Genomic DNA, 11,486 nt, shown 5'->3' on the forward strand with positions numbered 1-11,486 from the left:
AACAGTCAGTGACTGTTTTTAGCGAGTAGCCAACCTGAAGGGCAGACCCTACCTACCGTTGTTCCAAGTCTTTAGCACAGCGGGGACTTGGTACTTAATATAGTAGGAGCCAGCCTGGCAGCAGACAGGTCACCAAGCTAAGGTAGTAACTCCATAATCCAATACGCGAAAAAAAGGCAGAAAAATATTGGTAGTTCATTCTGGGCATAAAAACATCCCCTTACAACAATCAAAAATCAGTCATATTCTCCGTGTAGGGGAATTGGTACAGGTAATTACTTTTGATCAAGAAAAGCATACCTGCAATTATAGTTTGGATGACCTTGAAGCAATCCTGGATGAGCATGATTTCTTCAGGGCCAACCGTCAAACTATAGTCAATTATAATGCCTGCAGACATTTTGAACCTGCTGAGTATGGAAAGGTAAAACTGGAACTAAATCCACAATCTCCCCAGCCAGTAATAATCAGCCAAAAAAAGGTAAAGGCATTCAGAAAATGGATCAATCAATGAAAGGCAGTTTTAATTGACAAAAATGAGTATCAATATCCAAAAACAATAAACGGATTCTCTACAATATTTATAGACGTATTCACCATATAAATAATAAAAAACAGGTGCACTTAACCACCCAAATTTATGTAAACATATATTGATCACTTACTATATAACTTCTTACTTCTAAGAATAGTATGTCACAATTTTGGTAAATATTTGTGACATCAAACAATTACCAAAAGTTGAGGCATGAATTATTATACCTGAGGAGTCAGGACAAATTATCTGCCTATTTTTAGTTTGTATAAAACGATTAAAATAACTCCGCTTTAATTCAGTTTAAATATTGCTATTTGCCGTTATTGTTCTAGTCCTAATTGCTTATATTTTTCTTCAAGTAAATTTTTATAGGCTATTTTCATGTATTCTGATAAAAAAGATCGATTGATCCAATCAATTGCTTTTGATTTATTTTTCATCATCCTATTGAAACTTCCTTTGATCTGTTTAGGAGTCAACCCTAGCCCATTTCCCAATTCTTCAAAATGTTCTCTTTTCAACTTTTTTTTCTTTCCAACCAGTGTCAGTGCAAGTTCTTCCGGATCTTCTGGGAATATTATTGCAACATTTAACAAATCATAAGCCGGAGACAACACCCAGCCTGAAGGACCTTCGATCATTGAGAAATTCTTCAGATGCATATCATTATTTCCAGTTAAAAAAGAAAATATGGCCAGGTCAAAATAAAAAATTTTGTCTAGTAAAGTGTTACTTGAATAGCTACCCAATGCTTTTCCTACTTTTTCCATAGAGCTTCTGTATTTATCAAATGCTTCCGTGATTTGAAACATATCGATCATGTGAATCTTCGATCCATTTTGTGTTCGATCTACTCGTTTTGTGACATAGGAGAGTTCACCTGATGATAATCGAATCAATGATGATGGCACGACTTGGATTCCAAAGGATTCTGCTATCCGCATGGTTACATGCTCGTTTTCGGGCATTTCCGGAAATCTATCAGAAGGTGGTTTGAAAATAAAATGACCTCCTAATGCCCCAACCACGGTCAATCTTGTGTCGGATTTCTCTTTGGTTTTTTTAACTATTGACATGGATAGTTTTGCCTGAACACCAGGAACAGCAACACTTCTCTCAACCACTTTTTTCGCGAGCTCATCCATCTGATCAAGGGAATATTCAATTTCAGGAGGAGTCGGTGTTCCAAAGAATTCCATCGAACATCTCTTGTGAAAGTCATTTTCACCTTCTACAGGTTTATAACAATATAAACATCTATTTTCCATCTTCTCCTTCTTTTGCTAGGCTGTCCGGTAAACAGGATTTCACACTCACTGCACCTATGCAATTTTGACAACAAGCCAGTAATAAACCCATACGGTCATTTTTATTGATTTTCCAGTTTTCTGAAGCTATTTCAAGCAACCAACCTTCAGGAATCAATCCTTCAAAAAATGGAAAAAGTCGTTTTTCGGTATATGGTTTTGATCTTACTGGCATTGTAAATGTGATGAAATCATTTGGATAATCTTTTATGTATATCTCATCATACTGAAATACATACTCGCCTTCATCCGTTTCAGTTAGGATACCGGCTAAATGATCCTTATAAAACACTTTACCTTGTCTCATTCATTCAGGTCTTTTCTTTTGACAGGTGCTAGTTCATGCCCAAACATCTGAAGGACTAAGTTCACCTTATCCATATTCAGATTTGTTTTACCCTGTTCGATTTTACGTATAACCGTTAGTGCAACCCCTGTGCGTTCGGCAAATTCTTCCTGCGTAAGATTTACTTCCTTTCTTCGTTCTTTTACAAATGCTGATAATTGCTTCATTATATGTATCTAAATATAATTTCAATCAAATATAAAAATTTATATGCAATTAGATATAAAACCATGCTAAATTTTTGAATTATATGCAATTAGATATAATACGATAGAATAAAATCTCCCTATATCCTTTTACATATAGTTCATTAAAATTTATATTACATAAAACCTCAATGTTCCCCCTATATATCCACTTCACTCCCTCTAAAGCCCCTTCTTAAACGTCATATTAAACGTAGTGAAGTTTACCTGCCTCTGGCAAGCAATCTCATCTCCAACAGTCAACACACTTTTTCCCCTTACCGAACTCTGTGCCCTCCCAATTCACAATTCCCCAATCCCCCGATTCGACAGCCTGGCTGCCGCAAGGCAGGTTCAACAATTAACCGATTAAACTTCCCTCCCCCCTTCTCCCTTACATCTTTCTACCATTTACCTAGGGGATGTCTTGGGGACACGTTACCTACAGGTAAATTAATTCTTGGAAATATTATATATTTTTAAAACCTAAAGACAGCTTTAGGTTTCGAAAATGGGAATTACAAATTCCCAGGATAACAAGGTGAAGTGGCATACTTCGCCTAGTCGGAGGTACCTCGTCCACATATTTGGGTTTATTCTTTTCTATTCTTTATTTCCAATAATTTTCTTTTGTCCATCAACTCCTTGGCCTCTATATATGCTGTATGCAACCGTGCTTCCAACTCCTTTCTAGAGGGCAGTTCTGTCCAATATTCGGCCACCATAATTCCGTCCTTGTGCATTTCCAGCAGTTCCACCTGTTCACGACTTGTTTCAGCACACAAGATAAGTCCGACCGGAGCATTTTCCCCTTCTTGTCTTTCATATTTGTTCAACCATTTCAGATAAAGTTCCATCTGGCCTTTATACTTCGCTTTGAACTTGTCAATTTTCAATTCAATAGCTACTAATCGTTTAAGTGAACGGTGATAGAACAGTAAATCCAAATAATAATCTTCTCCATCAATGATCATCCGTTTTTGCCTTTCTACAAATGCAAATCCTTTACCTACTTCCATGATAAATTTTTCCAATTCTTTGAGAATAGCTGTTTCAAGGTCCAATTCCAGGTATCCTGTTGGCAAATTCAGAAAGTCAAGAAGGTACGGGTCTTTAAATTTGTTGGACAAATGGTGTTCCGTATTTGGCAACTGGGTATTTGCAAGGAATGTTCGTTAATAGGCTTTTTGTGAAATTTGTTTTCTTAGGCTTCTTACCCCTAATTGTTCCTTTATAGTTTGCTGAGCGTAAAACTCACGTTCCTATTTTGTTTTCAGAGGAATTAACACCAAAAAGTGTGACCAACTTAAATGTCGTGACAGTGTAACGACTTTTTCCTCCTCAGAAAATGTAGCTGCAAACTGCAGCATTCTTCGCAGGTTCTTTTCCTCAAAATTTCGCCCATATTGCTTTTCTAATTGTCGCGACAGGGTAACCACAATCTGCTTGCCATATTCAGCTCTTTTATCTTCCAACACAAATTTATTGATCCGTTTGCCGACCTGCCAGAACAACAGTGTCATGACACTATTTACTTGTGAGACAACTTGGGCCTTACTTTTTTCAATAAGGCCTGATAGTTCATTGAACAATGCTGCTGCAGGTTGTTGTAAATCTTTCTTTCCTGTCATCTAATGTTTACTTTTGACTATTACGACAATAGGCCGGAATATACACTATTTAAAGTAGTAATTTATAATAGATATTTTGGATTATAAAACATGGTCAGACTACTTTGCTCTGATGGAAAAAAACGGTTTCGAAGTAAAATTTAAGCCCTGCCCCCTGAAGGGGGAATCCCCCCTCTCCAAAAAGTACCACGATTTCTTAGATTTTAGCCAAAAGTAAACGTATCCTATACTAGGGGTATACTAGGCATGGGAGTATCTATAGGGGAACGAGCATAAAGAAAACAGTCTATGACTGTTTTTAGTGAGTAGCCAGCTTGCAGGGCAGGAACCCTTGTTAAGAAGTCATTTCCCCTTCCATATCCCGTTGTCCTGACAGCTGAGCTACGCCACGGCGCACAGGTGCAGGACTACCTAAACTTGAGTCTCCGACTCAGCTACTTTTATCCATCTTACAACGCAATCTCATCTCCAATAAACAACACACTTTACTCCTTACTATAACCCCATCTCTGCTCCCCTTCTCCCTTACATCTTTCTACCATATACCTAGGGGATGTCTTGGGGATACGTTACCTTCAGGTAAATTAATTCTTGGAAATATTATATATTTTTAAAACCTAAAGACAGCTTTAGATTTCGAAAATTGGAATTACAAATTCCCAGGAAAGTAAGTAAAGTGGGCCAGTTCAATTGGCATCGAGGCTGTCCTCCCGTTTGCGTGGGACGGATCCTAACCGTCTACACAATTAGATATCTTAAACAGCGCTAACCGGACCGACAACAGGAGTCTGAGCTGGCTTAGCTATTCCGTAAATTACCAATACACCTGAACCTCCTCCCCATGTTGAAAAGGCGGGATCCGGTTTCGCTTCCATTACAGTTTGGGGCAGGTTCCAGTTATTGGCACACCATATATTCCCTGCCTGATCAACGACCACATCAGTCAGCATCTGAATACTGCCGGAACAAATGGTGTGAATCACATCTCCTATATTAAACGCTTCCGTACGCCCGCTCGGTGAAGCTCCGGCCATGAATGATACTCCTCTGCCCATAAAGTTGGCCACCCAAACATCATCATTTCCATCAACTGATACCCCCCAGGGTGCATTCAGTTCACCATCTCCATAGGCCTTTAAATTAGATTCATGAGTGCTTTCATCAACCATGTCCTTTGGATCGGCATCAGAGGGAACCATAAAAACAGAACCGGTTTTATGGTTCCCTCCTACGGTTTGTTCAAGGTGCGGATAGCCAAGGGCAAATCCTTCAATTATAGAAACGCCGTCTGTGGGAGTTGTAGAAGGAAAGTCTGGGCTCGTATTACAGGCTACCCAACAATTCCCTTTGGAATCAAGGGCCACACCACGTCCCCCACCTGCAAGGATAAAACGTTCCACCGGCGTATTTTTTTCAGAAGGAGAATAACGGACCAAGGATTTACCATTCGTATTACTGATCCAGACACGGTTAGCATCATCTATCGAAGCTGCAAATGGGGCAGAAAGAGCGTCGTTAAGGTCCTCATTTACCACAACCCTACCTCTGGAAAGATCCCCTTCAGGGAAATGAAGCATCTTATTGGATGAGGTCGCTACAACCCAGATATCACCATTTGGTGCTACCCCAATGCCTTGCAGCCCCCCGATTTCATTTAAGGCTTCCCCCAGGTCTGCAGGAACCTTGTCAACTACAGGAGCACCGTCTTCCAGCCGGTATGCACCAATTGCTCCGTTAAAACTCGTCACCCAACAGGTATCATCTTTGGTGACTGCCGTTCCCCAACCTGCGCCGTCCACCCCCATTCCCGTGTAACCGGTAACTGGTGGGGACAGTAATCGACCGGTCGAATCAAGCTTGACCAGCCCTCCTCCTATACCTTGATAAACGCCATTTTGTGCCCCTGGCATCCAGTTCAATCCGGTCCACAAATTCCCCTCTTCATCCAAAGAGAGCTTTCCGGGTGCACAAATTCCACCTTGGCCAAAAGCCAAAATCATGGCAAAATCTGCAGGGGCAAAACTTAAATAAGGTACAAAAGGAGAACTCCTTCGGCTGACGGGGACCTTACTGTTGGGCTTTGCAGGGAAACCATCTTTTGGCTGTGGGTAGGCCTTATCAAAAAGATGATATAAATCTGTTGGATGTGCCCAAGGAGATTGGGCAATACCTATCATCGCTTCTGCAGTATTCTCTGGCCTCTTACCAGCTAAGGGTGTGGCGTATTTCAAAAATTCATCCTGCCAGTCAGATCCCTCTATCTGTACCGTACCATAAGCGGTAATTAGTGCTGCCAGTGTATTCAACCGTGCCAGGGTCTCATTCTGTGTGATGTTGAATGGGTCCATTAACACATCACCCCAGAAGCCTGTCACTGGATTGACAAGATTGGGGGTGTTTTTAGCAGCGATCGTAACTCCATGTAGATTTCCCGACAACTGAAGTCCGTTAAAAAACTGGGCACAGGTAAAAGCGGAGGCCACTGTGGTCAGCTCATTCACCACTACCCCGTTCTTTGCTATATCCTCCCGAAAATTAGGCGAAAGTACAGACAGCATTACCACCTTAGCATCTTCCAGTTCTGCGGTAATATAGAGGATAACACCATCTGATTCAACAGTAGCTTTTATGGTAAATTCACCTTTCATTTCTGCTGTCACAATATATTCCCCGATCGAACCTTTATTATTCGCCTCCCACAATTTAACGGATGCAGTAATATCACTGGAATGGTTAAATGATAAACTTCCTTTAACAGTAATTTGATAAGACATGGCTTTGATTTTAAAAGTTATTTTTGATTCAAAAATTATTTAATCCTTAAATTAAAGAATACTGTATCTTTTTCCAGCTGCGTTTTTGTCCTTCATTGCCTAAAATAGCTCGGACATACCCAAATACCTACTTAAAATACACAATCCCTTCGGTCAAAATCTTGTTTTCTAAAAATACAAAAAATTCTAGTTTTAGCACAAAACTCCACCTTTTTGCCAAATGCTAGGTATGCCATGAATGGTGGATATGATCCCAAAAGTTGGCAGGTTCTTTGACATCCCTCAATTTGTCCTCTTTTCTACAACCAGTACCCTAGATTATTATTCGTTCAGCACTACAGAAATTACAAATACCAAGATTATTAGGATGAACAGGCATGCTTCATTCATTAAGGTGGGACCTGCCCTTTTTTAGGGTATATTCCTCTTTAAAACCCTCTCCAAAAAGTACCACGTTTTCTTAGAATTTAGCCAAAAGTAAACGTATCCTATACTAGGCATCGGATAGGACTGGGAGTATCCATAGGGGGGCGAGCCTAAAGAAAACAGTCAGTAGTTCCGATAGCTATCGGAATTAGCGAGTAGCCAACTTGCAGGGCAGATCCTACCTACCGTTGTTCCAAGTCTTTAGCACAGCGGTGACTTGGAACTTAATATAGTAGGAGCCTGCCTGGCAGCAGACAGGTCTCCATACTCCGATCAAACCCATTATCCTACCCTGAGAATTACAATCCATTACATCCTCACCTCAATAATCAACACACTTCCCCCCTTACCGAACTCCCCTCCCAATTCACAATCCCACGATTCGACAACTCAACAATTAACCACTTCAACAATTAACCAATCAAACTTCCCGCACCCCCTGCCCCCCCTGGAGGGGGAATCCGCCCACAACTCATTACGAACCTATTTCCAGCTGCGCTACGCCACGACGCACAGGTGCAGGACTACCTAAACTCAAGTCTCCCTCTATGCCTCCTCTTTCCCCCTACTTGGTTCTAAGAATAAAACTCGTTCTGCATACTTGGAATTACAAACTCGTTGGAAAGAAGGCTGAATTAGCATACTCACCAAGTCGGGGGTATTTAACCTTCACCTATCGATCAATATTTTCTTTGTCCAATGGTATTAGCATCAATAACCCTTAAAGTTCATTCAAATGATATTGCTTTTCTTGAAACTAGATCTTCATGAAAATATACATAGTTGATATGCCACCCAAGGGAAAAGCAATTTAGTCAGTGTGTAACAATTAAGTGTTCAAGGCTGGTAAAGACATCTAAAGGGATGTGTTACCACTTAACCAATAACTTCGAAATAATAGGGAGATGGTCCGAAAGAAGCATTGGGGGACTTGAAGAATGGAGCAGTTCCCAGCTTCCTTCAGGATAGCCAAAAATATAATCGATTTTAAATCTAGGTTGCTCTGATGAAGCAGTAGGCTTATTATTATCAAGCGGCTTCCAGAATTTCATTCCTGATTGAATTTCAACGGACTCAGGACGAGCGTTAAAATCACCACATAAGAGCACTGGATTTTGATTATTGGTCAATGACTCATTGATGGCCTGAACTTGTAATTGCCTTTCTTCAGTGTTGGTATAGTCCAAATGGGTGCTGACAAATGAAATGGTGGCTTGATGTTTTAACTCAATATTTGCAACCATAAAAGCGCGCTGTTCTTTTCCGTTCTCTGTAAGGGGCAAAAGAATTCTTTCCACAGAAGAAATGGGATATTTTGAAAGTATACCAATTCCATAATACCCTCCGGCATGATCGATGGTTTTGCCAAAAGCAGCAAACATCCCGGTATAATATGCCAGTTCCCCGATAAAGTCCTTTCCATTTTGATTTGGAGCTCTCTCCCTAAAGGTTTTAATATCCACCTCCTGTAACGCAACTAAATCGGCATCCTGTTCTTTGATGAATTCTGCAAATTCCCTCATGGAGGCCCTTTCCCCAAACCGTAAATTATAGCTGATAACGGTCAGTGTATCGGATTTTTGTTGTGCTTGTAAGGATATGGATGTACATATGAAAAAAAGAATGGGGAGAAATTGTTTCATGATAAGTTTTTTTATTTTAAAGTAAATGTTGTAATGATGGGCAGGTGATCAGATGCCTCTGTGTGGAGTATTTTGTGGTCTATTATTTTGAAGCTGGATTGGGGCCTGAAGAGAATATAATCCAGTTTTCGGTCAGGCTTACGGGAAGGAATGGTATAGCAGGATGCGTTCCCTTCACAGGAACTTTTGAAATGTCTCTGGAAAAACGCCGTCATGGTCGGGCCATCTGGTGTGGCGTTAAAATCACCACCGAATATAACGGGATAGCTGGATTGAGAGAGTATGCTGTCGATAGCAGGAACCTGAAGTTCCCTGTTTTCCAAAGTCAGTTCCATATGGGTATTGGCAATAGTTAGTCGTTTGTTACCTACTTTAACGGAGGCGCTCATAAGGATACGATAGCTTACATACTTTCCTTCTAGTTCAACCCTGGGCAAATCATGGATTTCTTGCTCAGACAATGGATACCTTGAAAGAATGCCCAAGCCCGTTTCTCCACCCTGATAGGAAATCGCCTTGCCATAGAAATAATGCTTTAAGCCAGTTTTTTCAGCTAGGATGGCCAACTGATCCACCTTACCGCTTCTTGTAGTGTTTCGATCGATTTCCTGTAAAAATACAATATCCGCATTGGCATAGGTGATAATTTTGGCAATGGAGTCAATATTGGGTTCACTGCTTTTGTAGGGTGCACAGTATTTGACATTATAACTCATGACATTGAGGGTGTCGTCTGGGTAAACTAATTGCTCTAAATAATAGGGAACAATTATAGATGTCCAGGATATTAATAGGAAAGATATATAATTCATAAATAGTAAGTAATGGCCTTAAAGGAATGATTGAAAAGAGTAAAGGCTGGAACAAAATAGATCGTTCCAGCCCATTTTTTATTCCCAACCAGGGTTTTGGCCCAGATCTGGATTTTTTACACGTTCGGCATAAGGAACAGGCCATAGATAATGCTTTGATGGATCGAAATTATCCAGTCCACCCTCATCCACAGACTTTTCATAGATGATGTCCCCAAATTCATCTGTACCATTGTCTGGGTAGGGGTTGGCGCCTAAATCATTCAAACAAACAGACAAGCTGGGACCTACCATAGCTTTGCCCAAGTGCTTTTCTCCTTCTCTCCACCTGAGAATATCAAAGTACCTCATACCATCCATGGACATTTCTACTCGTCGTTCCCTATGAAGTTCCGTCTTTAGGTCCATGCCCCAATCATTCAGCTCTTGAAGTTTCATGGGGTGCATGCCCACTCTTTCCCTTAATTGGTTGATGGTCATGTCAATTTGGGATTGGGTGAGGGTTTCACCCTGCATGTTGAAAAGTGCTTCTGCATAAATCAGTAGGACCTCGGCATAGCGAATGACATTGATATTGTTATGGTCTCGGTTATATAAACCTGCCAACTCCATTGAGTTATATTTTTTAAAATAAAACCCTGTCAATCCATTTGCCCCGAGCCTGTTATTGTTTTGAAGCACCGCAAATCTAGGTAATTGATAGATATCATTGTCAATATCTGTATCAGCATCTCCGTCATCACCACCGGGCCATTCATCACCTGGACTGTAAACGGTCATTTTTAATCGAGGATCCCGGTTCTCAAAATAGTCCGTATAATGTTGCTCGGGAAAGTTGTACAGATCAGAGGTGCTTACGGATTGACCATAGTATTCCAGCCCTGCCTTGGCAGGTTTGCCATCTGTACATAGATAGGCATCCACCAAGCGTTTGGAAGCATTCAGCCGTACATAATCCACTGGAGTACAAGTGTAGTTGCTGAGGTTATTGGTGCGTAGATCCTCGACAAACAAGCTGTAAATGATTGCTTCCCGATTGGCAGGGTTGGTTTCAGCATTACCGGCAAGTTTGTACATGTCCTGATAGTTACTGTATAATTCATATGGGCTGTTGTCAATTATTTCTTTCGCTGTACTGGCAGCCAGTTCCCACATTTCATTTTGTAGTGCAACACGGGCCTTTAACGCCAAGGCTCCCCAACGGTTGATGCGTCCAACATCAGCTCCAGAAGGGATTTCACTGCCAAGTTTGCTGGCCGCCCAGTCCAGATCATCCAGTATAAACTGGACAACGTCTTCTCTGGGAGTCCTTGGCATATAAGCTTCCGATGCAGTGATGACCCTGTCCACCAAGGGAACATCACCCCAATAACTGGTTAGCCAGAAATACTGCAGGGCCCTAAGCACCTTTACCTCGGCAGCATACTTGTCTTTGATGTCCTGATCAATAGCCGCCTCATTATAGTGGTCCAGAAAATTGTTACAGGTAAAAATGGGAGCGTAGAGCCATGACCAAAAAGTGGCAAACGGGAAACCGTCCATGGCTGTATGCCTTCCTCCTGGTACTTTGCTCAAACCACTGCTTAAACTGCCCCAAACAACATCTCCTCCATAAATATTGGGGTAGATGATCAGTTCGTAGTCCAATCCTTCATAACAGGGATATAGGGCGGCCCTAAGTTGGTCTTCTGTTTGCCAATAGGTTTCATGGGTTACGCTATCCAAGGGATACTTGTCCAAGAAGTCTTCATTGCAGCCACTGGCCAAAACCAGCAACAAGAAAAGGGAATATTTTATATAATTCATGGTAAGTCGTATTAAATA

10 protein-coding genes are annotated in these 11,486 nt (G+C 41.1%); 1 reads left to right on the forward strand and 9 read right to left on the reverse strand.

Annotation, left to right across the window (positions count from 1 at the left end; genetic code table 11):
* The first annotated feature begins 187 nt into the window (after positions 1 to 187).
* Positions 188 to 514, forward strand: a complete 327-nt coding sequence (locus KMW37_RS00115; RefSeq protein ID WP_215222578.1) for a LytR/AlgR family response regulator transcription factor — start codon at positions 188 to 190, stop codon at positions 512 to 514.
* 344 nt (positions 515 to 858) lie between these two features.
* Here KMW37_RS00115 and KMW37_RS00120 read toward each other — a convergent pair whose 3' ends face one another.
* From KMW37_RS00120 to KMW37_RS00160, 9 genes are all read right to left on the reverse strand, one after another.
* Entirely contained in the window at positions 859 to 1,737 is an 879-nt protein-coding gene (locus KMW37_RS00120) for a HipA domain-containing protein (protein WP_246581264.1), read from the reverse strand.
* A gap of 58 nt (positions 1,738 to 1,795) precedes the next feature.
* Positions 1,796 to 2,152 (reverse strand): HipA N-terminal domain-containing protein, encoded by a 357-nt coding sequence (locus KMW37_RS00125; RefSeq protein ID WP_215222580.1) that lies wholly within the window; start codon positions 2,150 to 2,152, stop codon positions 1,796 to 1,798.
* The gene (locus tag KMW37_RS00130) at positions 2,149 to 2,358 is read right to left on the reverse strand and encodes a type II toxin-antitoxin system Y4mF family antitoxin (RefSeq protein WP_215222581.1); all 210 of its coding nucleotides are present in this window, start codon (positions 2,356 to 2,358) and stop codon (positions 2,149 to 2,151) included. Before KMW37_RS00130 ends, KMW37_RS00125 begins: the two co-directional genes overlap by 4 nt.
* A 611-nt stretch (positions 2,359 to 2,969) precedes the next feature.
* Positions 2,970 to 3,506, reverse strand: a complete 537-nt coding sequence (locus KMW37_RS00135) for a PDDEXK nuclease domain-containing protein (protein ID WP_215222582.1) — start codon at positions 3,504 to 3,506, stop codon at positions 2,970 to 2,972.
* A gap of 132 nt (positions 3,507 to 3,638) precedes the next feature.
* Positions 3,639 to 4,007 carry a DUF1016 N-terminal domain-containing protein gene (locus KMW37_RS00140; protein ID WP_215222583.1) on the reverse strand — a complete coding sequence of 123 codons (369 nt, stop codon included), beginning with the start codon at positions 4,005 to 4,007 and terminating at the stop codon, positions 3,639 to 3,641.
* A 755-nt stretch (positions 4,008 to 4,762) separates the two neighbouring features.
* Positions 4,763 to 6,781, reverse strand: a complete 2,019-nt coding sequence (locus KMW37_RS00145) for an NHL repeat-containing protein (protein ID WP_215222584.1) — start codon at positions 6,779 to 6,781, stop codon at positions 4,763 to 4,765.
* A gap of 1,295 nt (positions 6,782 to 8,076) precedes the next feature.
* The gene (locus tag KMW37_RS00150) at positions 8,077 to 8,850 is read right to left on the reverse strand and encodes an endonuclease/exonuclease/phosphatase family protein (protein WP_215222585.1); all 774 of its coding nucleotides are present in this window, start codon (positions 8,848 to 8,850) and stop codon (positions 8,077 to 8,079) included.
* A gap of 11 nt (positions 8,851 to 8,861) precedes the next feature.
* Positions 8,862 to 9,662 (reverse strand): endonuclease/exonuclease/phosphatase family protein, encoded by an 801-nt coding sequence (locus tag KMW37_RS00155; protein WP_215222586.1) that lies wholly within the window; start codon positions 9,660 to 9,662, stop codon positions 8,862 to 8,864.
* Positions 9,663 to 9,740: 78 nt separating this feature from the next.
* On the reverse strand, positions 9,741 to 11,468 hold the full coding sequence (locus KMW37_RS00160) for a RagB/SusD family nutrient uptake outer membrane protein (RefSeq protein ID WP_215222587.1): 1,728 nt from the start codon (positions 11,466 to 11,468) through the stop codon (positions 9,741 to 9,743).
* Positions 11,469 to 11,486 lie beyond the last annotated feature (18 nt).

Origin of the sequence: Echinicola shivajiensis (genome assembly GCF_018642165.1) — a bacterium.
GTDB classification, from domain to species: Bacteria; Bacteroidota; Bacteroidia; order Cytophagales; family Cyclobacteriaceae; genus Echinicola; species Echinicola shivajiensis.